At 69.3% G+C, this 20,122-nt stretch carries 18 protein-coding genes and 6 pseudogenes; 10 read left to right on the plus strand and 14 right to left on the minus strand.

The annotated features are described in order from the left end of the window. Positions 1-63 precede the first annotated feature (63 nt). From ACFYWX_RS38640 to ACFYWX_RS38655, 4 genes and pseudogenes are all read right to left on the minus strand, one after another. Positions 64-801 (minus strand): annotated as a pseudogene (locus ACFYWX_RS38640) (IS256 family transposase); the annotation flags it as partial. A gap of 228 nt (positions 802-1,029) precedes the next feature. Beyond that, positions 1,030-1,477 (minus strand): annotated as a pseudogene (locus ACFYWX_RS38645) (DinB family protein); the annotation flags it as partial. Positions 1,478-1,530: 53 nt separating this feature from the next. Further along, on the minus strand, positions 1,531-1,890 hold the full coding sequence (locus ACFYWX_RS38650) for a hypothetical protein (protein WP_389429665.1): 360 nt from the start codon (positions 1,888-1,890) through the stop codon (positions 1,531-1,533). Between the two features lie 66 nt (positions 1,891-1,956). Next, positions 1,957-2,181 carry a hypothetical protein gene (locus ACFYWX_RS38655; RefSeq protein ID WP_389429666.1) on the minus strand — a complete coding sequence of 75 codons (225 nt, stop codon included), beginning with the start codon at positions 2,179-2,181 and terminating at the stop codon, positions 1,957-1,959. A gap of 164 nt (positions 2,182-2,345) precedes the next feature. Between ACFYWX_RS38655 and ACFYWX_RS38660 the strand changes: the two are divergent. Next, positions 2,346-2,756, plus strand: a pseudogene (locus ACFYWX_RS38660) (IS481 family transposase); the annotation flags it as partial. 182 nt (positions 2,757-2,938) lie between these two features. Here the strand turns inward: ACFYWX_RS38660 and ACFYWX_RS38665 are convergent. Both ACFYWX_RS38665 and ACFYWX_RS38670 read right to left on the minus strand, forming a co-directional pair. Beyond that, the gene (locus tag ACFYWX_RS38665) at positions 2,939-3,844 is read right to left on the minus strand and encodes a trypsin-like serine peptidase (RefSeq protein WP_389429668.1); all 906 of its coding nucleotides are present in this window, start codon (positions 3,842-3,844) and stop codon (positions 2,939-2,941) included. A 167-nt stretch (positions 3,845-4,011) separates the two neighbouring features. Continuing rightward, the gene (locus ACFYWX_RS38670) at positions 4,012-4,242 is read right to left on the minus strand and encodes a hypothetical protein (protein ID WP_389429669.1); all 231 of its coding nucleotides are present in this window, start codon (positions 4,240-4,242) and stop codon (positions 4,012-4,014) included. Positions 4,243-4,504: 262 nt separating this feature from the next. Between ACFYWX_RS38670 and ACFYWX_RS38675 the strand changes: the two genes are divergently transcribed. From ACFYWX_RS38675 to ACFYWX_RS38700, 6 genes are all read left to right on the plus strand, one after another. After that, positions 4,505-4,942 (plus strand): glutaredoxin domain-containing protein, encoded by a 438-nt coding sequence (locus tag ACFYWX_RS38675; protein ID WP_389429671.1) that lies wholly within the window; start codon positions 4,505-4,507, stop codon positions 4,940-4,942. A 210-nt stretch (positions 4,943-5,152) separates the two neighbouring features. Beyond that, positions 5,153-5,365, plus strand: a complete 213-nt coding sequence (locus ACFYWX_RS38680; RefSeq protein ID WP_389429672.1) for a hypothetical protein — start codon at positions 5,153-5,155, stop codon at positions 5,363-5,365. Positions 5,366-5,887: 522 nt separating this feature from the next. Then, positions 5,888-7,756 (plus strand): ABC transporter ATP-binding protein, encoded by a 1,869-nt coding sequence (locus ACFYWX_RS38685; RefSeq protein WP_389429673.1) that lies wholly within the window; start codon positions 5,888-5,890, stop codon positions 7,754-7,756. Then, positions 7,753-8,781 carry a serine/threonine-protein kinase gene (locus ACFYWX_RS38690; protein WP_389429675.1) on the plus strand — a complete coding sequence of 343 codons (1,029 nt, stop codon included), beginning with the start codon at positions 7,753-7,755 and terminating at the stop codon, positions 8,779-8,781. Before ACFYWX_RS38685 ends, ACFYWX_RS38690 begins: the two co-directional genes overlap by 4 nt. A 37-nt stretch (positions 8,782-8,818) precedes the next feature. Beyond that, positions 8,819-9,370 (plus strand): RNA polymerase sigma factor, encoded by a 552-nt coding sequence (locus tag ACFYWX_RS38695; protein ID WP_389429676.1) that lies wholly within the window; start codon positions 8,819-8,821, stop codon positions 9,368-9,370. Further along, complete coding sequence (locus ACFYWX_RS38700; protein WP_389429678.1) at positions 9,367-10,077, plus strand: hypothetical protein; 711 nt, start codon at positions 9,367-9,369, stop codon at positions 10,075-10,077. Before ACFYWX_RS38695 ends, ACFYWX_RS38700 begins: the two co-directional genes overlap by 4 nt. 171 nt (positions 10,078-10,248) lie before the next feature. Here ACFYWX_RS38700 and ACFYWX_RS38705 read toward each other — a convergent pair. The 3 genes and pseudogenes from ACFYWX_RS38705 to ACFYWX_RS38715 form a co-directional block, all read right to left on the minus strand. Continuing rightward, a pseudogene (locus ACFYWX_RS38705) lies at positions 10,249-10,416 on the minus strand (VOC family protein); the annotation flags it as partial. Positions 10,417-10,534: 118 nt separating this feature from the next. After that, complete coding sequence (locus ACFYWX_RS38710) at positions 10,535-11,152, minus strand: hypothetical protein (protein WP_389429680.1); 618 nt, start codon at positions 11,150-11,152, stop codon at positions 10,535-10,537. A 717-nt stretch (positions 11,153-11,869) separates the two neighbouring features. After that, the gene (locus tag ACFYWX_RS38715; protein WP_389429682.1) at positions 11,870-12,445 is read right to left on the minus strand and encodes a hypothetical protein; all 576 of its coding nucleotides are present in this window, start codon (positions 12,443-12,445) and stop codon (positions 11,870-11,872) included. A 529-nt stretch (positions 12,446-12,974) separates the two neighbouring features. On the opposite strand from ACFYWX_RS38715, the gene ACFYWX_RS38720 reads away from it, so the two are divergent. Together ACFYWX_RS38720 and ACFYWX_RS38725 are read left to right on the plus strand one after the other, a co-directional pair. Then, positions 12,975-13,688 carry a GntR family transcriptional regulator gene (locus tag ACFYWX_RS38720; RefSeq protein WP_389429684.1) on the plus strand — a complete coding sequence of 238 codons (714 nt, stop codon included), beginning with the start codon at positions 12,975-12,977 and terminating at the stop codon, positions 13,686-13,688. Positions 13,689-13,724: 36 nt separating this feature from the next. Continuing rightward, positions 13,725-14,891, plus strand: a complete 1,167-nt coding sequence (locus ACFYWX_RS38725; RefSeq protein WP_389429685.1) for an NAD(P)/FAD-dependent oxidoreductase — start codon at positions 13,725-13,727, stop codon at positions 14,889-14,891. 124 nt (positions 14,892-15,015) lie between these two features. Here the strand turns inward: ACFYWX_RS38725 and ACFYWX_RS38730 are convergent. The 3 genes and pseudogenes from ACFYWX_RS38730 to ACFYWX_RS38740 form a co-directional block, all read right to left on the minus strand. Then, positions 15,016-15,720 (minus strand): annotated as a pseudogene (locus ACFYWX_RS38730) (HpcH/HpaI aldolase/citrate lyase family protein); the annotation flags it as partial. A gap of 229 nt (positions 15,721-15,949) precedes the next feature. After that, on the minus strand, positions 15,950-17,035 hold the full coding sequence (locus ACFYWX_RS38735) for a Gfo/Idh/MocA family protein (RefSeq protein ID WP_389429686.1): 1,086 nt from the start codon (positions 17,033-17,035) through the stop codon (positions 15,950-15,952). Beyond that, positions 17,020-17,691, minus strand: coding sequence for a ThuA domain-containing protein (locus tag ACFYWX_RS38740; protein WP_389429687.1), 672 nt, complete (start codon positions 17,689-17,691; stop codon positions 17,020-17,022). The genes ACFYWX_RS38735 and ACFYWX_RS38740 overlap by 16 nt, the downstream gene beginning before the upstream one ends. Before the next feature lie 48 nt (positions 17,692-17,739). Here ACFYWX_RS38740 and ACFYWX_RS38745 point away from each other — a divergent pair, with 48 nt between their 5' ends. Continuing rightward, a complete protein-coding gene (locus ACFYWX_RS38745; protein ID WP_389429692.1) occupies positions 17,740-18,018 on the plus strand; it encodes a glycine betaine ABC transporter substrate-binding protein in 279 nt (92 codons plus the stop codon). Here ACFYWX_RS38745 and ACFYWX_RS38750 read toward each other — a convergent pair. Both ACFYWX_RS38750 and ACFYWX_RS38755 read right to left on the minus strand, forming a co-directional pair. After that, the gene (locus ACFYWX_RS38750) at positions 17,972-19,984 is read right to left on the minus strand and encodes a beta-galactosidase (protein ID WP_389429688.1); all 2,013 of its coding nucleotides are present in this window, start codon (positions 19,982-19,984) and stop codon (positions 17,972-17,974) included. The two genes, ACFYWX_RS38745 and ACFYWX_RS38750, sit on opposite strands and share 47 nt — an antisense overlap. 44 nt (positions 19,985-20,028) lie before the next feature. Then, positions 20,029-20,122: pseudogene (locus ACFYWX_RS38755) on the minus strand (carbohydrate ABC transporter permease); the annotation flags it as partial.

The following is a 20,122-nucleotide window of genomic DNA, read 5'->3' on the forward strand; positions in this document are numbered from 1 at the left end:
AGGTGCTCTGCGCCAGTACCGCTGCGCGCCCAGGGCTGCTGCGACCCCTGCGACAAGGGCTACGAGCCAAGCCCCGACACCTACATGCCGGCCGGTGTGGGCGTCGGAGACGACCAGCTGGACGCCGGACAGGCCGCGGGCGGTCAGAGAGCGCAGGAAGGCGAGCCAGCCGGCGCCGTCCTCAGCGGTGGCGACGTCGATGCCGAGGATCTCGCGGTGCCCGTCCGCGTTGACTCCGACCGCGATCAGGGCGTGGACGTTGATGTTCCGGCCGCCCTCGCGGACCTTCTGGGTCAGCGCATCCACCCAGACAAACGCGTACGGCCCGGCGTCCAGGGGCCGGTTACGGAAGGCGGCTACTTGCTCGTCGAGGTGCTTGGCCATCGCGCTGACCTGGGACTTGGACAGCTGGGTGACGCCGAGGGACTCGGCGAGCTTCTCGACCCGGCGGGTGGACACGCCGAGCAGGTAGGCGGTGGCGACCACCGAGATGAGGGCCTGCTCGGCCCGGCGGCGTCGTTCAAGGAGCCAGTGCGGGAAGTAGCTGCCCTGCCGCAGTTTGGGGACGGCCAGTTCGACGGTGCCGGCGCGGGTGTCCCACTCGCGAGGGCGGTAGCCGTTGCGGTGGTTGACGCGTTCGTCGCTGACCTGCCCGTATTCGGCGTTGCAGAGTGCGTCTGCCTCTGCGGACATGAGTGCGTCGGCGAAGGTCTTGACCATCGCGCGCAGCAGATCGGGACTCGCCGCGGCGAGGTTGTCCTCGGCGAGGGCGTGCAAGGGCACACTGTCAGGTGCGGTCATCGTGCTGATCTCCTTCGAGGCTTCGACACTTCGAAGATCAGCCGGTGGCCGTTCATCTATGCGGGCCCCATCCCAACGCCGGAGCAAACCCCCGGATCAGGTCGAACCCGTACACCACTTCCCTGGACGCAACCAACGACCCTCACGCCACCACCCTGACCAGCTACTTCAAGAGGGCGCAGCTTCACTGAAGCTCGCAGCCACGGAGCGTCACGGAGTCCCGGAAAGTCATATTCGGCGCGGTACGGCTCCGTCCTGCCAGCGGTAGAGGTCGCGCAGCAGGGAAATCGCGGCGCCGTGATGGATCAGCTCCCTGTTGACGTGCCGGACGATGCCCTCCATGGGAAACCGCTCGGGACCCACTGTGGGCGGATTCTCCAGGTCAGCGTCCGAGAGCTCGCGGACCCTCGCGTTCCATCTCCCATACATCTCATCGAGCTGTTTAGCGCCTCGTCAGCGGTCCCCGCGTAGGCGAATGTCTGGGAGTCGACGTCCTGGCCGCCGAAGTGCCGACCCGATAGCCCAGGCAGGAGACGATGATGTGCGCCAGCCGCCAGGCAATCGTGGTCACCGGCGCCGGCGCCGGCACCGGGTCAGGGGACGCGGAGTCCATCGTCCATTCCCCCGAACCTGCCGACATCGGTGCGGCCGACGTTCCACGTGGGCGGATGGTGAACCCGCGCGAGTGGCCTCGCTGATGTGGGGATGTGCGTGTCGTCCGGACTCGGTTCACGCTTCGTCGCGGTGGGTGAGGTGGCCGTCGGCGAGCCGCCAGTAGTGCTGGTGGGGAGTCAGTTGCCAGGTCTCATCGGCAGCGATCGCCTGAGTGATCCACTCGTGGAGTTGCGGGAGGGCATGCGCCCGTAGAACAGCGCGGGTTGCAGCACGTTCAGTGGCATCAACTGGGTGAACGTCTATGCGGAAGCCGACCATGTCCGGGTGGATGCCGCGGCCGTGGTTCCGGGCGTTCGGAGCCACCCATGCTGCTCCCAGGACGATGGTCCCGCTGTCATCCCCAGTGAGAAACCGCAGGTCCGTGACTCGGGTCATGTAGGTGCCGAGACACTCGTTGATGTCGGTGGTGGTCAATGGCCAGGCACGGTGCCTGGGCAGTCTTCGATTTCGTGCGGACATGGCAAGCAGAATGGCAGAGAGTCACTGCCGGAGCTCACGGGGGTTCTGTTCAGCGGCGGTTTCCAGAAGCTGGCGGGCGGAATCCGCGTAGCGCATAGCGGTCTTCTCGTGGAGGCCGAACACCTCAGCGAGGTGGCGCGGGCCGGGTCCTTGAACTATGGCCCCTTCGAGCCGTCGGTCGATGCGGAGCCTCTCCAAGGTCGCCTCCTGACCGCGCATCGGCGCGCTGATCCAGTGGTTGCTCACTCGGCCGGTTCCCCATCGCTGTCTTGCTGCTGATCAACAGGTGCAGGTTGGCCGTGCTTGGCAGTCGCTTCCGGCGAGTGCAGAGCACCCGAAGTAGGAACAACGCCCTGGCCACGGACACAGGGACTCAGTGGTACTCAGATGAACTCACGAGATGTCGCACAGCCGCGCTGGACCGGGCCACCGGCGAGCCAGTCCGCCGCTACGAACGCTCCCGGCCCGGCGAACTGATCCGCATCGACGTCAGGAAACTCGCCGCATCCCGACGGCGGTGGGCACCGGACCCGGGGCCGAGCCGAAGGCCCACGCAACCGGACCGGGACCGCCTACGCCTGCCTGCGCACCGCCCTGGACGACCCCGCCTGGCCTACACCGAAGACCTGCCCGACGTGACCGCTGCGACCACGGCGACCTGCGCGGGCTTCCTCATCCGCGGGGCGGCCTGCTTCGCCGCACACCATGTCACCGTCGAGCGCGTCCTGACCGACAACGCCTGGGCCTGCACCAAGAACACCTGGCGACAAACCTGTCACGAGTTGGGCATCAGTCCACGCTGGAGACGGCCCTGGCGCCCGCCGGACAGCACACCTAGGGCGCGACGCGGGATGAGACCCGGGGCGCGACCCAGGTGAGACCTAGGACGCGACTGAGGGGGCGACCTGCGACGGGACGTAGCTACGGAGCCCGGAGAAGTCGCCATGACAGCCTCCGGGGCCCGGGACGGCCCGCCGCTCCGGGGCCGACCGGGCCCCGGCGCTCAGCCGCGCTGGGCGGCGTCGTAGACGGCTCGCGCGGTCTTGTCGAGCGTCGGCCCGTACATCGGGGTGCCGCCGTGGCCCTCGCCGTGGCTGTTGACCGAGACCACGGTGCCCTTGCCGGTGGCGGAGTCGAAGCCGGCGAGCCAGGGACCGCCGCTCGCGCCGCCGCCGAGGTCGCACGGGACGCGCTGTTCGCCCTCGGGGGCCCGCTGAGAGGTACCGGCGCAGTACAGCAGTTCCTCGCCCCGCTGGGGAGTGGTCGCCGGATAGCCGAAGGCGGTGACCCGCTCACCCGCCGCACGGCCGAAGGCGATGTCCTGCGCCCCCACCGCGTCGGTGAGCCGCTTCCCGCTGGCCGGGGTGGCGACGACCATCGCCGCTACGTCATTGACGGTGTCCTCGGCCCAGGAGCGCGGTGTCATGGTCGCCTTGACGGCATAGCGGCCGTACGGCGTCTTGCCCTTGGCGTAGCCGGGGACGAAGACGATGTCGCTGTAGGTGTTGACGGGCGAGGAGCCGAGGCGCGCGCAGTGGGCGGCGGTCATGATCACTGAGCGGTTGCCGCTGGTGACGGCACTGGCCGTGCACCAGGTGTCCTGACCCTTTGAGTCGACGAAGAAGAGCCGGCCGATGCTGGGGATGACCTTGCCGGTCCAGGGCTTGCTGAGCGGTCCGGTCGGCCCCAGGTCGACGGCGCGGCCGACCTGCTTTATGCGCGCGGGCGTCCAGTACGAGAGGGCGGCGGTCTGCTCCGCCGCCGCATAGGTGACCGTACTGACCTGCCCGGCTCCGGCTGCAGCTGCCGCGGGTAAGGCCGGTGCCGCCAGGGGGCCGGCCAGGGCCAGCAGGCCGGTGGCGAGACCGGAGACGGTGCGGCGCGCGCCTCGGGACGGGCTGTGCGACATGGGTGTCCTCTCGGATGATCGGGATCGGGCCATCACCCGGAAGGATGCGATTCCGGCGGGTGGGGTGCATCCGCCATCTGATCTTTCGTGGCCACGGCCATCTCGTTCAGAACAGCGCGGACAGCGCCCGCCGGTCCGCGGCGGTGAGGGCGTCGGCCCACTTCGGGTCACCGAGGACCTGCTGCATCAACAGCGTGTTGACGTCGCATCGACACTTCCTGGGGCCCCATGTCCTGCTCGGCCAGGTCGCCGTCCTTGCCGTAGAAGAGGTCCTTGCACCGGTGCTCGCCGAACTCGCTGCTGCGCGGGTCGATGGCGCCGCCTCCGGAGACGATCCGGGCGCGCTTGTCGGCGGGAACAGTTCGGGGGCGCCGAGCGTCGCTCCGGCTCCGCCACATTGCGTTGACGCACGATGAGGAAGACGGCACTTCACGCCAATACTGCTGGCCGGCTCCCGCCATGCCTCCGTACGGTCGTTGGCAGGTACGCCCGGCCCGGCGTCGATGCCGTCGCCCAGCACGTCGCCGAGCGCGACCCCGCCGCCCGCCGCCCGCCGCCGTAGGCGAACCCGGGCGGCTCGGGGCTTCAAGATCATCCCATGGCACCTTTTGTGCTTGTCCCGGCGATCCCCCTGTCGGCTCATCGATAGTCTGCGTCACCATGACGCGCGCTTGGATCTTGCCAATGCTGCTTGTGCTCTGTGGCTCAGCCGTTGCAACTGGGCTGACCTTTAAGGGGAACCCCGGTGTAGCCGCAGCACTCTTGCCGGTGTTCGTGCTGCTCGCAGGTATGAACTCGCCTCTGATCTTCCCTAGTTCGATCGGTGCGCTGGAGGCGCAACGCCTCAGCGCGGCCGACGGCCGGCCGGTGGTCTTCTGGCGGCCGGGCTGCAAGTACTGCATCCGGCTGCGCATCCGGTTGGGCAGTCACGCCCGCCAGTTGCACTGGGTCGACATCTGGCGTGACCCAGCTGGAGCCGCAGCAGTGAGGGCAGCCAACGATGGTAATGAGACCGTGCCGACCGTCGTCGTGGCGGGCCAGCCGTACACCAACCCTCATCCTGAGTGGGTACGTGAACAGCTCTCCCCGCCCGCGTGATCAGGACCGGTGCTCCATTGAAGAGGCGTCCGGAGCCCCAGAAGGTCGTCAACCGACGCCCAGCCCAAGCGGCGCGACTGCAAGGAGGCACACGTCGCGCCCGCTCCTTCCTCCATCGACCCATTGCGGGGTTTCATTCGGTTTCCAGGACGGGGCTGCACTTGACTCACGTATCTGCCTTAGTTGACGAGCTTCCAGGTGTCGCAGCTGTTGGTTTCGAAGATCCTGCCGGTCACCCAGCGGTGGGGAGTCGCCATGGTCACCGCCACCAAGGTGCTGGCGACACTGCGGCACCACCGCCACATCGCGAACAAGGAACAGCTGATCACGCTGATGGTGGACGCGGCCTTCGCGCGCGAGCCGGCCGCCTTGACCGAGGCCGCCGAGCACGCTGCCGGGATGCCCCTGACGGCTGACGGTTGACGGTTGACGGTTGACGGCTGACGGCTGACGGCTGACGGCTGACGGCCGACGGCCGACGGCACCGCGCCCGACCCCGACGGCCCGCGTCCCCGGAGTGGCCTGCAGACCATCGCCGTCCTCGCCCGCGAAGCCGCGCCGACCGCCCCGGACACCCTGCCCGTCCCCGGATACCGCGACATTGGCGCCCACGAACCCTTTCGGTGGGTCGGGTCCGGACGCGAAAAATCTTGGCGGAATCGCCATCCCGCGAGCGAGATCTCACGTATGTCCTAGTGACGTGTGCGAGATGGAAGGGAAAGGATCATGTCGCTCTTCGGCCACCTGGCACCTGCCAAGAGGCACCCCAAGCGCAGGAAGAACACCACCACGACTTCGAAGGGAAGGACGAGTCACCACCACCACGGCAAGCACCGCCGTCACACCAGCAGCACCGGCACGCACAAGTGACGCCGGTGTGCCCTCGGCGGCCGGTCGAGTCGACCTCCCGGCCGCCGTGGGACGACGTGTTGTGAGCCGCGTTCCGTGAAACTTCACCGGCACTCCGCCCGCGGCACCGCGCGGGCCCCGGCACTGCGGCGACTGCTCACCGTCGCCGAGTCGTCGAGCGAGCAGATCGTCGCCGCAGCGCCGCCACTGGCCGTGAGGCAGGTCTTCCGGCGCTTCTGGCCCTACACGCGCGGCGGGCGGCGTTGGCTACTGCTGCTTGTCGCGTTCTGTGTGGTCGGTCCCGCCATCGACGCGGCCGAGATATGGCTGTTCAAGGTCGTGGTGGACGAGGTGCTCGTCCAGCGCGACCTGAGCCGGTTCCTGCCGATCGCGCTGGCGTATGTCGGGCTCAGCCTCGCTTCGGGCATCTTGTCGTTCGCCGACGACGTGACCAGCACCTGGGTCGGTGAGCGGTTCCTGCTGGCCCTGCGGGCGGATGTGTTCCGGCACGTGCAGCGCCTCTCGCTCGGCTTCTTCGAGCGGCGTCGGCTCGGCGACGTGATGGCCCGGGTCACCGGTGACGTCGACGCGGTCGAGACGTTCCTGCTCTCGGGGGTGGCCCAGGCACTCTGGTACGTGATGCGGCTGGGCATTTTCCTCGGCATGCTCTTCTACCTGAGCTGGGACCTGACGCTCTTCGCCCTCGTCATCGTGCCGCTGTTCTGGTGTGCGGCCCGGTACTTCTCCCGGCTGGTGAAGGCCGCCTCCCGGGAACGCCGCCGGCGCAGTGGTTCGCTCAGCGCGGTCGCCGAGGAGGTCCTGGGCAACATCGCTCTGGTGCAGGCGTACAACCGCCAGGAGTGGGAGCAGGGCAGGTTCCAGCGCGAGAACCTCGGAAGGTACCGCGCCACCATGGCCTCGACCAGGATCCGGGCCGTCTTCGGGCCGCTCGTCGACCTCGTCGAGATGAGCGGGGCCCTGCTGGTGATGGGGCTGGGCACCTGGCAACTGGCACGTGGCCGTCTCACCCTGGGGGAGTTGCTGGTCTTCCTGGCCCTGCTGAGCAAGCTCTACAGCCCGATCAGGGGTCTGTCCCACCTGAACAGCACGTTCTACGCGGCCTCCGCCGCCGCGGAGCGGATCATCGAGCTGCTCGACCAGCGCCCGCAGGTGAGCGAGGTGCCCGCCTGTGTGCCGCTCGGGCGTGCTCACGGGTGGGTGGAGTTCGACGGTGTCGGCTTCACCTATCCGGGGACCGACCGGCCCGCGCTGTGCGACGTGTCGTTGCGTGTGGGGCCCGGCCAGACCCTGGCGGTGGTCGGGGCCAGCGGCGCGGGGAAGTCCACCCTCGCCAAACTCCTGCTGCGCTTCTACGACCCCGGTCACGGCGCCGTCCGGCTCGACGGGAGGGACCTGAGGACCCTGCGACTGGCCGATGTCCGTGACAACGTGGCCGTGGTGCTCCAGGAGACGCTCGTCCTGCATGGCACCGTGCGCGAGAACATCCTCTACGGCCGTCCGGACGCGAGTGAGCGCGAGGTCGTCGCGGCGGCACGCGCCGCGGACGCGCACGACTTCGTCACCGCCCTGCCGGAGGGCTACGACACCGTCGTGGGCCAGCGCGGAAGGCTGCTGTCCGGAGGCCAGCGCCAGCGACTGGCGATCGCCCGGGCCATGATCCGCGACGCGCCCGTCCTCATCCTGGACGAGCCGACCACCGGCCTGGACGCCGAGTCGGGCCGGCGTGTCATGGAACCGCTGCGTCGGCTGATGGCCGGACGCACCACGATCGTCATCTCCCACAACCTGCTCACCGTCCACGACGCCACCGAGATCCTGGTGCTCGAGCGCGGCCGGGTCGTCGAACGGGGAACACACCACGACCTGCTGGCGAGCGGTACGACCTATGCCCGGCTGCACCGGCTCCACGCCCCTGCGGCCCCCGCGATGAAGGCCTTCCCATGAGCCGTCCGAACCTTCCCGGGCTGCCGGCGGCCCGCACGCACCGAACGGACCCGCCGGCCCCTACCCTGCCCCCGGGGGCGGCCCCGGTCGCCGGATACGAGGTCCTGGCCCACCTGACCCGGACCGGGTGGCTCGATGTGTACGACGCCTGGAGCTACGAGCGGGACTGCCGCTGTCTTGTGAAGATGCTCCGTCCGGACCGCCGGCACGAAGCACGGCTGCGTGAACGGCTCCTGCGCGAGGGCCGCTGGCTCCAGGCGTTCAGTCACCCGCACCTGGTCCGTGCGTACGAAACGGTCGAGATGCCCGAGCCCCTCGTCGTCCTGGAGACACTGACCGGCGAGACCGTGGCCTACCTCATCGACCGTCTGCGGCACCGGCTTGCCGCTCATGACCTGGCCTTCCTCGGCGTGCACCTGTGCTCCGCCCTGCACTACCTGCACGGCCGGGGCCTGCTGCACCTGGACGTGAAGCCCTCCAACGTGACCATCGACTGCCGGCGCGCCAAACTGCTCGACCTCAGCGTCGCCCGCCCGCCCGGACCCGCGGCCGCCGGCATCGGCACCCCCTGCTATCTCGCCCCCGAGCAGGCGCGCGGCGGAAGCCTCTCGGCCGCCGCGGACGTGTGGGGGGTGGGCATCACCCTGTACGAGGCCGCTACCGGTGACATCCCGTTCTCCACCGCCTTCCCGACCGACAGCACGTCCACCACCACGGACGCAGAGCCGGCCGGCGGCGAATCCGGCGCCGTACCGACACCCGCAAGCCTCAGCGACACCTACAGCGGGCAGCACGCGTACCCGCAGCTGGAGGGCAGGGCTCCGCCCGTGGGCACCCGGCGCCGCCTGCCGCGTGGGCTCGCCGTCGCGATCGACGCGTGCCTGGAACCGGACCCGGCCGCCCGGCCCGGCATCGGCCCTCTCGCCGAGGCGTTCGACGCGCTGCTGCCCTCACACCGCAAGGACGTGGAACCGCCGGCACCCGGGCCTGCCGTCGGACAATCCCTCCGGGAAGATGGTACGTAGTAGTGATATGCACCATTTGGGTATTTCTCTGGAGCGGATGCCCGATGACGCGCTGCTGGCGGGGTTGACGACCGACGACCCCGAGTTCGCGGTGGCGTTCGTCCGCCGGTTCCAGCACAAGATCTTCGGAGTGGCCATGACGGTCACCGGCGACGCCCAGCTCGCGGAGGACGTGGCCCAGCAGACCTTTGAGCAGGCCTGGCGGCACGCCCAGGTCTACGACTCGCGCCGCGGATCGGTCCGCACCTGGTTGACGGCCATCGCCCACAACCTGGCGATCGACGCCGTGCGCTCCCGCAGGGCGGTCCCCGTGGAGCCCACCCGGATGGCACCCCTGCTGGAAGCGGCCACCGACACCCCCGAGCGACTGGCGGTGGCCGGCGAGGACTCGGCTGAGTTGCGGCGGGCCATAGCGGATCTGCCGGCGGGCCAGGCCCGCGCCATCGTCATGGCCGGCGTCTACGGAATGACGGCGCAACAGGTGGCGGACCTGGAGCAGGTGCCCCTCGGCACCGCCAAGACCCGGATCCGGACGGCGCTGGGCAAGCTGCGCGAGGCCCTGACGCACAGGCAGGACACGACATCATGACCGGCGACGACGCGTTCGCGTGCCCACGGCTGCGGGACATCGCCGCCGAAGCGGCACTGGGAGTGCTGCCCGCCCAGGAGCGCGCCGCAGCTCTGGCCCACCTGCAGCGCTGCCCCGGGTGCTCGGAGAACGTCCGGGAGCTGGCGCGCACGGCCGACGAACTGCTGAACCTGATCCCGGGACGCGAGCCACCCGTGGGGTTCGAAACCCGCGTGCTCCAGCGCATCGGACGGCCGCTCCGACGCCGTCGCCGGACACTGCGCCGACGGCTCGGCCTCAGTGCCGCAGCCGCTGTGGCAGCCGCAGCGCTGGTCGTGGGCGGATGGGCGATCGGCTTCACCTCTGTACCCTCACCGTCCGCCACCAGCCCGACCCGGCCCGACCGGCTGCTCAGCGCCGACCTCACCTCCCACAGCCAGGACGTGGGACGGGTCTTCGCCTACACGGGCCGGCCGCCCTGGGTGTACATGTCGGTGGACACCGACGACCTTCCCGCCGGCGTTCGGGCAGCCCTCCAGGGCAAGGTCACCTGCCGGATCGAACGGGCGGACGGCTCCAAGGCCGACATCGGCACCTTCTCCCTGGCCGACGGGTACGCTCACTGGGTCGCGTCCTACCCCGCCGGCTCGGCACCTGTGACCGGCGTGCACCTGCTCGCGGCCGACAGCTCGGTCGTGGCCACCGCCACCCTCCACCCGTCCGGCTGAGCGGGCTGTGCCCGCCGAAAACCGCTGCGCGCTGGACGGCCCCCCGTACAAGGAAGAGCGAGGTTGGCGCGGGTAGCGAGGGCGTCGGGGTAGTTCCTTGCCCAGCACACGCATCTGCACTGCCCCGCCGTTGGGATGAGTTCCTTGGGCTCACGGTCCCTTCGAGGGCCCTCAGCTGAGCTGCTCGGCCAGCCCGACGATGATGCCCTCGGGGCCGCGGACGTAGCAGAGCCGATAGCTGTCCTCGTACTGCGCCAGCTCACCGACGAGTTCGGCGCCGTGAGTGCGCAGGCGGGCAACGACGTCGTCGATGTCGTCGGCGGCGGACATGATGCGACGATCGCCACCAAAAACATGATGCGACGATCGCCACCAAGAACAAACGCGGGTGCTTTTGCGAACGGTGGGCGGGCTGGTACCCGGAGCGCTTGCGGGCCCCGGGCACCAGCCCTTCAGATCACAAACCGTCGCGCACCATCGCGGCGACGATCTGGACGTGGCGGTCGGCCGCCGTGGTCGAGAATTCGTTCTCGTAGTTCAGGCCGTACGGCCAGAAGTGGCCGCCGCCGGTGGATAGTTTGGCGCCCGAACCGTCGAACTGCTTGACCAGTGCCGTGGCCTGGGCGCCGGTCCAGGTGCCGCTGCCGCCGAGGCGGGACCAGCCCGAGCTCGTCCCCACGCCGATGGTGTGGGCGATCTCGTGCAGAGCGGTCCGCTCGGTCATGTAGCTACGGTTGCCGAAGCGTATGGTTCCGTTGATGTTGCCGTCGGCGGTGGGCACACCCGGGTCGTAGCGGACGGTGATGGTCTTGCCCAGGTCGCTGACGTTGTTGTACCTGGCGACCGCGGCGTTCATGGCCTTGGTGATGAGGTCATAGGCCGTGCGCTGGTCCGCGGTGGGGTTGCTCGCCCGTTCGAGGGTCCAGGTGATGCTGGCCGCCGCCACCCGTCCCTGGGATGCCGGTGCGGTCTGCGGGGTGGCCTGCGCGATGCCCGGACCGACCAGTACGGCGGCTGTCAGCGCGGCGACGACCGCCTTGTTGCGCCAGGCCATCGGGGCACGTTGTGCACTCATTGAGGGGTCCTCCTGTGGGGGGTGACCGTCGCGTGTGGGGACGACGGTTGATCAGTGGGTGCGTGGCTTTGTCACGGTGCCGTAGGTCTCACACGCGCCGGGCCCGGTGGAGCCGCTGTCGCGCTGGAACAGTCGGCCCGGCCCCCGACTCGTCGTAGCCGTCGGCCGAGGAAGCGACTCCGAAGGCCCGGGTCTGCTCGGCGGCGGTTCCGGCCGGCATCGCCGCCGCGCCGAGCAACAGGGCGAGTGTGAGAGGGGAACGCCGCGTGCGGCGTATAACGACGACCTCATGCGTTTCCTCCCGGGGTGAGTGGGCGGATCTTGTCGGGTCGTGCGAGGGACCGAACGGAAAGCGCTTTCCAAGATTTCCCGGATGCTAATCACATGTCTTGAACATGTCAACAAAGTGCCGACTGCGCCCCGATCGAAGGAGCTGTTGTTCGGTGCGGGACGTGGTCCGCGCCGCGGTCGGACTCGCCCTGGCGGGCCGCGCCGGCGCCCGCCTGGCCCACGTCATCAGGGTGTCCGTGACCCGCGCAGTACGGTCCTGCGGCTGAAGCGTGATGCGGACCGTCGCCGCACTGCCGGCAATCACGCGGGATCTCGTAGTCCTGCTCGACGAACGGCACCCGCAGCGGCTGCGGGGCCGGAGTGATGTCCGGTACTGCCGCTCGTCGAGTTCGCCGCACCACCACAGCAGGGGGCCGGCAGGCCGCCTTACCAGGAGTGGGCGACGTCCACCACGAGCTTGTCGGACAGCTGGGTCACCTTGAACGGCAGACGGGCGCGCACGCCCAGACCGACCTGGCTGTAGCCCTCGAAGCTGGCGCCGAACTTGGCGTCGCGGAAGGTCTTGTAGCCCGTCAGGTCCACGCCGGGCAGCGGCTGCTTGGCCTTGCCCGGATAGGTCACCTGGTGGTTCTCCATGTCGTACGAGGCCGCCTGGACGCGGACCTCCAGGATCGCGCCGCCGGAGACCGGGATCGGGTCCCCGCTGCCGTCCTGCTCGAAGGCGTCGACGTACTGGACGTAGTAGCCGAGCCGGCTGGTGCTCCCTGCGGGGATGTCGAAGACGATGCGGTCGTAGCAGTCGTGACTGCCCGTCCTGACGTTCGTCAGGAACGCCGGCGCGCTGCTGCTCGCTGTTCTCGGCAGGCTGCCCCAGCCGGTCTCGCAGGCGGCGGCCGTCGTGCCTGCGCTCCCCTCGGCGAACGCGGTCGGAGCCGCCACCACCAGGGACAGGCTCACCGTAGCGGTCGCGGCGAGTAACGCTCCGCGCGATGCCTTACGCATGTTTCCTCCAAGTGGAACTTGGTGATCGGTTTGGCGCCCCTTTAGACGACGACAACAGGCACTTGGTTGTTTGCAGGGAGAGGGCTTTCAGCGCTGGCGCAGTCCGCGCATGACACCAGTGTTTCCGGGTGGGTGCTGATGAATGGACCCCGCGGCGAACGCACTATTGACCGGTCAATTGCGCGATTGTACAGTCTAATCATGTCGCCTACTCAGCGTGCAGTCAGGCGGGAGACCGACATGACGAAGCCGTCGTTACGACGCCGGCCGCGCCGGGGCCCTGCGTGTCCTCGGCGAATCGGCGGAGGCGGGTCCGATCACCCGTCATCGGCGTTGCGGAACGCTCCAGATGCCCCCGTGCCGTCGGGAGTTCGGCTCCGGGGACCCCCGCGGCCCGTGCAATGTGACCTGGTCCAGCAACCGTGCGGGACGGGTCAGAAACAGCACCCCGCCAACAAGGCGGGGGCGCCGAAGAACTGGCTGGTCAGCTCGCCATCACCAGTCAATTGGCTGAATGTACGGTCTAACCATGACCGTGCCGCTTTACGTACAGATCAGGCGAGAGATCGAAGCGAAGATCCGGGCCGGGGATTTGCCCCCCGGCGCCCGACTGCCAACCGAGAAAGACCTTTCCACCCAACACGGCGTCAGCCGTGCCACGGCCCAACGGGTCCTCAACGACCTGGCCGAGGCGGGACTGGCGATTCGCCGACGTCGCCACGGAACGTTCGTCGCGGACGTGACGCGGCAGATCAATCTGCTCAACTTCGTCACCCCCGCGGCAGCCGCAAAGGGCGCATCGGGCAGACACGAAGTCGTTTCCGCGCGGATCGTCAGGGCCGCAGACGCCATCCTGGCCCTCCCGGGCGCCTCCGCCGACACGGCCGTAGTGGAACTGGTCCGCCGCAAGCTCGACGTACGCGAGGAGCCACAGTCGGTCGAGCGGCACGTCGTTCTCTTCGCAGTCGCCCCCGACCTGCTGAACGAGAACCTCGAAGACCTCGTCACCCTCCCGTATCTCCAGCGCCAAGGAGTACCGATCGATGCGATCCGGCTCTACCTCGACCCGGTGACCCTCGACGACCAGGACGCCGCATTGCTGCACAGCGAGACCGGAACACCCGCGCTGATGAGGCGCAGGGAGTTGCGTGCCGATGACGGAGGCACCGTCGAGGTGGTCACGACCGTCGTCCGTCCGGGAACCGCCGAGTTCTTCCTGGAGCTTCCCGCCCCCGCCACATGAGCAGCGTGTCGCTGCCAGAAAGGAAGTGTGGAAACAATGAAGGTCATCATCATCGGTGCCGGCGTGCTGGGCGTGAGCGTCGCGAGGCATCTTGCCGTCGCCGGCGAGGACGTTCTCCTGCTCGATCAATGGGGAGCCGGCACCGGTACGACCGCGACCACCTTCGCCTGGACCAACTCCAGCCGGAAGCTCGCCCCGGACTACCACCGGCTGAACCTCGCTGGGATGGAGGAGCACGCCAGGCTCGCCGAGCAACTGCGCGGCGCACCCTCGTACTTCCCCAGCGGGGCGCTGCAGTGGGCGGATGCCGCAAACGAGCAGTGGCTCGCCGGCAACGTGGAACGACTGCAGTCCCTGGACTACCCCGCTCACTGGGTCACGCCGGACGAAGCAACTCGGATCGCAGGCGACCTCCGGATCCCGGCGGCCATCACGTCCATCGCGCACTTCCCCAGCGAGGGATACGTTCTGCCGGATCTCTTCGTGGGCAACCTGCTGGCGGATGCCGAGCAGCACGGAGCCAAGTTCGCGATCGGCGAGGTAGTGGCCATCGACGACAGGCCTGACGGAATATCCGTCACCCTGGCCTCAGGCCGGGTCTGTACGGGCGATCGACTCGTCCTGGCGGCAGGCCGCTGGACAGAACGGCTCGCCGCTCGGGCCGGGATCGACGTTCCCATGGTGACGGATGTCGGTCGCGGAGCGCAGACCGTGGGTCTGCTCGGCTACGCCAGGTCCCCGGAACTCGGCCTGCGCTGTGTGATCCACAGCCCCGGCCTCAACCTCCGCCCCGCGGCCGGCGGGCATACCGTCCTGCAGGCTCTCGATTTGAACGGTGACGTCGATCCGGCAGACCCACCGGCCGTGGACGGCGACATGGCGAGCACCCTCGCTCGGCGGTTCGCCGCACTGCTGACCGACCCGAGCCGGGCACCGAAGATCGACCTGCGCGTCGGTTTCCGGTCACTGCCCGCGGACGGCCACACCGTTGCCGGCTATGCCTCCGCGCAGTCCCGCGTCTACTGCCTCGTCTCGCACAGCGGGGTCACCTTGGCGCCGATTCTGGGACGGCTGGTCGCGACCGAGGTCACAACCGATCAGGAACAAGACCTCCTCCGGGCCTTCCGGCCGACACGATTCACCGGCGCACGGCGCTCGGACATCGAGGTGGATCAACACGCCACCAGCCTGGGTGAGCAGTAGCCGACAACCTTCCACCGGGGGACCTGTCGCGGTGGGGAGCCCGCCTCAACCTGTTCCGCCGGTCGTCGCACCGCTACAGCATCAGGCGTCGCCGCTCCCACCTCGGAGAGCGCAGTCCCATAGCCTACGAGAGGGCACTCGACACACCATCGACGAAGGCCGCTCCGGCTCCGGTTTGCGTCATCCAGATGTCGGGGGCCCAGGCCGTGCACGTGAAGCCACGGTCGGTGAACCGGCGGGCGGTGGAGGGTTCACCGCCATAGGCGCCGGCCATCAGGCCGTTCCTGTGAGCGGCGGCAGATATCCGCCCCAGGGCCGAGTCGGCCGAGTGGTCGTCGAGGAGGTCTTGCACGGTGGTACCCAACGACAGGGACAGGTCGTAGGGGCCGACGAACAACATGCCGACCCCGGGAACTGCTGCGATGCTCTCGACGTTCTCCAGGGCTGCCGCGGATTCGATCATGACGGCACAGATCGTGTCCTGGTTGGCTTGCGCCACGTCTTTTGCGGGAGCGCCCCACGTGGGGTGTATCTGTCCGTAGCTGCGACGCCCCAGAGGTGGGTAGAAGGCCGCGTCCACGGCCGCGCGTGCGTTGTCGGCCGAGTCGATCTGGGGAACGATGACGGCGGTTGCACCCGCGTCGAGGGCGAAACCGATGCCGGTGAACTCAGGGGAGGGGACCCGCACCACCAGGTCCGCCGACGTCGGCTCGTGCCGCCCGCGCGCGACTTCCAGCAGTTCGGTGTGTCCGTACCGGCCGTGCTGCATGTCGATGCAGACCCAGTCGAACCGGTGCAAGGCGAGTCGGGCTACGGTTCCGCTGCTCGCGTCGGTGCACCAGGCCCCCCGACTCGGCGACGTGAAGCCGACAGGTGTTCTCGTCGGTGACGGTGAATGCGGGTGCCGCGAGGGGGCGTCGAGGAGCGGGGCTGGAGGGGCTGGACCCGCCTGGACCCGCCTGGACCCGCATCGAGCGAGTGCCTGCCGACAGGCTCAACACTGGGCTGCCACCATTTTGATATGTGACGTGTGACGGAGGTTGCGGGAGACGACCGGCTCAGCCGGCCGACGCGGGCCGCTCCCAGGTGGTGGTCGCCGTCAGGGTCCGGCCCTCGTTCGCGGAGTCCAGCAGGGTGAGCATCACGTCCAGAACGTGCTCGGCGAGTTCGGCGGAGGCGAGGTGCGGGCGCCCCGCCGCCAGGGCGTCGGCGAGGTCGGCCAGGCCGATACCGCGCCCTGCGCGCTCGTGGCCGGCGGACACCGGGAGCAGCTGCCAGCCGTCGGCGCGAGCAGGCCACAACCGCACCGGCCCGTCGAAGGTGTTGGGGTCCGGCAGAGACAACGACCCTTTGGTGCCGTGCACTTCGATCGTGGGCAGGCTGGAGCCGTGTATGTCGAAGCTCATCACCAGCGTGGACAGCGCGCCGTTGGCGTGGTGCAGGATGCCGGTGACGTGGGTGTCGACCTCGACGGCGAAGCGTTGCCCGGCCCTGGGCCCGGCGGCGATCTCGCGCTCGGTGCGGGGTGCCGAGGCCGCGCCGGTCACCCTTACCACCGGGCCGAGCAGGTGGATCAGCGCCGATATGTAGTACGGACCCATGTCGAGCAGGGGGCCGCCGCCCGGGTGGTAGTAGAACTCCGGGTCGGGATGCCATGCCTCATGGCCGGGCGTGGTCATGAAGGCAGTGGCGGCGACAGGCGTGCCGATCAAACCGTCGTCCACTGCCTTGCGGCCGGTCTGGGTTCCGGTGCCGAGCACGGTGTCCGGCGCGCATCCGACCCGTACCCCCGCCTCGCGCGCGGCGGCCAGCACGGCGGTGGCCTCCGCGCGGGTGGCGGCCAGCGGTTTCTCGCCGTAGACGTGCTTGCCGGCAGCTGTCGCCGCCAGCGCCACCTCGGCGTGAACGGCGGGGATCGTCAGGTTGAGCACCGCGTCCACGTCGTCGCGGGCGAGCAAGTCGTCGATGCTGCCGACGGCCTCCGCGCCCGCCGTGGCGGCGGCGCTATGGGCACGGGCGGGGTCCAGGTCGGTGACCGCGGTCAACCGCAGGTTCCCAGCCGTGGCCAGCGTCGCCAGGTACTGGCCACTGATCTTTCCGGCGCCGACCATGCCGATCCGCAGCGGCGTCACCTGCTCGCCCATAGCAGCCCCCGTTCGGTGAGCGTACGGACCTCGGGTACGTCGAAGTCGTCAATCTTGTGGCCGATCGCGGACACGAAGACTTTCCCGGCGCCGTAGGTCCTCGTCCACACGGCCGGCATGACGACGGCGTGGTCCCGCTCCTCACCGGCCGGGAACGTGGTGGTGGCGAGCACGTCGATGTCAGGGTCGGTGGCGATCCAGTACTGCTCGGTGTGGACGGCGAAGTCCGTCAAGCCCTCGATCACCGGATGGCTTGCCCGCTCGGGGAGCAACCGGACGGTGTAGTCCAGGAATTCAGGCGGATGCATGAGGAACTGGCCACCCGTCAGCAAGTGGTAGTCGAGGTCGCCACGGAACGAGTCGATGACGCCGCCGTGCCAGCCGGCGAACCCGGTGCCTGCCCGGACCGCGGCCGCGAGGGTGCGGGACTGGTCGGGGGTGATCTCGCCCATGGTCCAGCACTGCACGACGAGGTCGGTGGCGGCGAGCCGGTCCGCGTCGCCGTAGACGGCGAGCGACTCGGCGGTCTCGACGGTGAATCCGTGCTCCTGAAGGAAGGGCAGGAACAGGCCGGTGATCTCCACCGGCGAGTGACCCTCCCAGCCGCCGCGCACCACGAGGGCCCGCCGTCCGGGAGAGGAGGTCGCCTCTGTCATGGATTTTCCGCACCTCCGTGATCGGGTTGGCAGGGGCGAGTTCCATTACTGCCCAGCGAGCGCCCCTCCGACCCCGCCTGTGCTGAAGTACCTGTTGAGGACGGTGAACAGAAGCGCCGACGGAGCCGGCATGACGACGGCAGTAGCTCCCCGATGCTCTCCGCGCTGCAGAGCGCGATCCACAAGAAGAAGCCGGTCGTGGTCACCCCGTGGCGACCGCACTGGGCGTACGCCAAGCTGCGCGAGCCTCACATCGGCGTCCCGCGGTGGGGCGCTCCGCTCAGTGCGGTTCGCGGACGACGGCGACTCCTCCGGGCGGGATGGTGACGGTGCCCGTGACGGGCGAATCGGTGAGGAGTTCGACGCCGTCGGCGGGCACTTCGGCCCCCTTTCCGGTGTGGTCGATGAGGAACAGGTAGTCGGCTTCGCTGCCGCGGCGCCGGACGACCTCGACCCCGGCGGGCGCCTGGTGCTCCCGGGCCACGTCGGCCTCCCGGCTGATGCGGTGGAGCAGGTCGGCGAGGGTGTCCGGGTCGGGGTGTGTGGCCAGATACCAGGCCGTTCCGCTGCCGTGGTGGTGGCGGGTGACGGCCGGGTGGCCGGCCAGCGGGCCGTCGGCGTAGGAGGCGACGGCCAGCGCGCCGGTGAGTCGGACCCGTTCTGACCACAGGTCGGCCGTGGCGCCCGGAGGCACATCGCCGGCCAGGCCGGTCGTCTCTCCCGGCAGCAGAGGGAAGAGCTCGTCGGTGAGCACCCCGAGGACGTCGCGGAACGCGCCGGGGTAGCCGCCGAGGAACACGTGACCGTTCTCGTCGGCCATGCCGCTGTGGAAGCCGACAACCAGCGTGCCTCCGCGTTCGGTGAACCGGGCGAGGCCGGCTGCGGCTTCCTCCGTCACCAGATACAGGCTGGGCACGAGGACAAGCTGGTAGCGGTCGAGCCCGGGGTCGTCGGGGCGCACGAAGTCGACGGCGATTCCTGCTCGCCACAGGGGTGTGTACCAGTCGCGCACCAGGTCCTGGTAGCGCAGTTCGCCGCTCGGCTGGGAGGGCAGTTCCAGTGCCCAGCGGGCGTCCCAGTCCCACACGATCGCCACCTGCGCCGCGACGGTGGAGCCCCGCACCTCGGCCAGGGACTTCAGATCCGTGCCCAGCTGCACGACGTCCCGCCAGATCTGGCTGTCGGTGCCGGCGTGCGGCAGCATCGCCGAGTGCCACTGCTCGGCGCCCGCCTTGGCCGCACGCCACTGGAAGAACGCGATGCCGTCGGCGCCGTGGGCGACATGGGCGAGAGCGTTGCGCCGCATCTCTCCCGACTGCTTGGCGCGGTTGACGGGCTGCCAGTTGACGGCCCCGGTCGAGTGCTCCATGAGGAACCACGGGCCGCCCGCGAGCGACCGCATGAGATCGCCGCTGAGGGCGATGTCGATTTCGGCTTCCGGGTCGTCGGACATCAGGTAGTGGTCGTTGGAGAGGATGTCCAACTCGGGCGCCCAGCGCCAGTAGTCGAGGGCGTCGAAGGTGCGCAGGACCATGAAGTTGGTGGTGGCGGGGATGTCGGGAGCGGCTTGGCGCAGCACGTCGCGTTCGGCGGTGCACAGCGAGAGGAGTTCGTCGGAGCAGAAGCGGCGCCAGTCGAGCTGGTGGGTGGGGTTGGGGACGGCTCCGGTGGCGCGGGGCGGGAGGATCTGGTCCCAGTCGTAGTACCACTGGCTCCAGAAGGTGGTGCCCCAGGCGTGGTTGAGGGCGTCCAGGTCGTCGTAGCGGGCGCGGAGCCAGGTGCGGAAGGCAGCGGCGCTGGTGTCGCAGTAGCAGGCCGGGGTGTGACAGCCGTACTCGTTGTGCACGTGCCACATGGCGACGGCGGGGTGGGCGGCGTAGCGCTCGGCGAGGACACTGGCGATACGCAGTGCCGCTCGGCGGTAGGCGGGGCTGGACGGGCAGAAGGTCTGGCGGCTGCCGGGCCACAGTCGACGGCCGTCCCGGTCGACCGGCAGTGCCCCCGGGTAGGCCTGGAAGAACCATGCCGGTGGGGCGGCGGTGGGGGTGGCCAGGTCGGCGGCGATGCCGTTCTCGTGGAGCAGGTCGAGGATGCGGTCCATGCGGGAGAAGTCGTAGACGCTTTCGGCGGGTTCGAGCAGCGCCCAGGAGAAGATCCCGACGCTGACCATGGTCACGCCTGCCTCGCGCATCAGCCGCATGTCCTCGGCCCAGACCTCCTCGGGCCACTGCTCGGGGTTGTAGTCGCCTCCGTAGGCGATGCCGGGAAGGCGAAGGCGGCGTGCGGTACTCACTGGTGATGCTCCGGGAGGTGTAGGGGAGGGGGCGTGTGGGTGTGTCAGCCCTTGTTGGCGCCGAGCGTGAGTCCGCTGACGAACTGCCTCTGCAGTGCGAAGTACACGACCAGTGTCGGGATCGCGGTGAGCAGGGCG

The organism is Streptomyces sp. NPDC002888, from assembly GCF_042888465.1.
Classification (GTDB): Bacteria; Actinomycetota; Actinomycetes; order Streptomycetales; family Streptomycetaceae; genus Streptomyces.

What these genes read in the sequence shown, in the direction of transcription:
- ACFYWX_RS38665 (WP_389429668.1), bottom strand. Translation starts at nt 3,844, where the DNA reads ATGTCGCACAGCCCGTCCCGAGGCGCGCGCCGCACCGTCTCCGGTCTC.
- ACFYWX_RS38670 (WP_389429669.1), bottom strand. Translation starts at nt 4,242, where the DNA reads ATGTGGCGGAGCCGGAGCGACGCTCGGCGCCCCCGAACTGTTCCCGCC.
- ACFYWX_RS38675 (WP_389429671.1), top strand. Translation starts at nt 4,505, where the DNA reads ATGACGCGCGCTTGGATCTTGCCAATGCTGCTTGTGCTCTGTGGCTCA.
- ACFYWX_RS38690 (WP_389429675.1), top strand. Translation starts at nt 7,753, where the DNA reads ATGAGCCGTCCGAACCTTCCCGGGCTGCCGGCGGCCCGCACGCACCGA.
- ACFYWX_RS38695 (WP_389429676.1), top strand. Translation starts at nt 8,819, where the DNA reads ATGCCCGATGACGCGCTGCTGGCGGGGTTGACGACCGACGACCCCGAG.
- ACFYWX_RS38700 (WP_389429678.1), top strand. Translation starts at nt 9,367, where the DNA reads ATGACCGGCGACGACGCGTTCGCGTGCCCACGGCTGCGGGACATCGCC.
- ACFYWX_RS38710 (WP_389429680.1), bottom strand. Translation starts at nt 11,152, where the DNA reads ATGAGTGCACAACGTGCCCCGATGGCCTGGCGCAACAAGGCGGTCGTC.
- ACFYWX_RS38715 (WP_389429682.1), bottom strand. Translation starts at nt 12,445, where the DNA reads ATGCGTAAGGCATCGCGCGGAGCGTTACTCGCCGCGACCGCTACGGTG.
- ACFYWX_RS38720 (WP_389429684.1), top strand. Translation starts at nt 12,975, where the DNA reads ATGACCGTGCCGCTTTACGTACAGATCAGGCGAGAGATCGAAGCGAAG.
- ACFYWX_RS38725 (WP_389429685.1), top strand. Translation starts at nt 13,725, where the DNA reads ATGAAGGTCATCATCATCGGTGCCGGCGTGCTGGGCGTGAGCGTCGCG.
- ACFYWX_RS38735 (WP_389429686.1), bottom strand. Translation starts at nt 17,035, where the DNA reads ATGGGCGAGCAGGTGACGCCGCTGCGGATCGGCATGGTCGGCGCCGGA.
- ACFYWX_RS38740 (WP_389429687.1), bottom strand. Translation starts at nt 17,691, where the DNA reads ATGACAGAGGCGACCTCCTCTCCCGGACGGCGGGCCCTCGTGGTGCGC.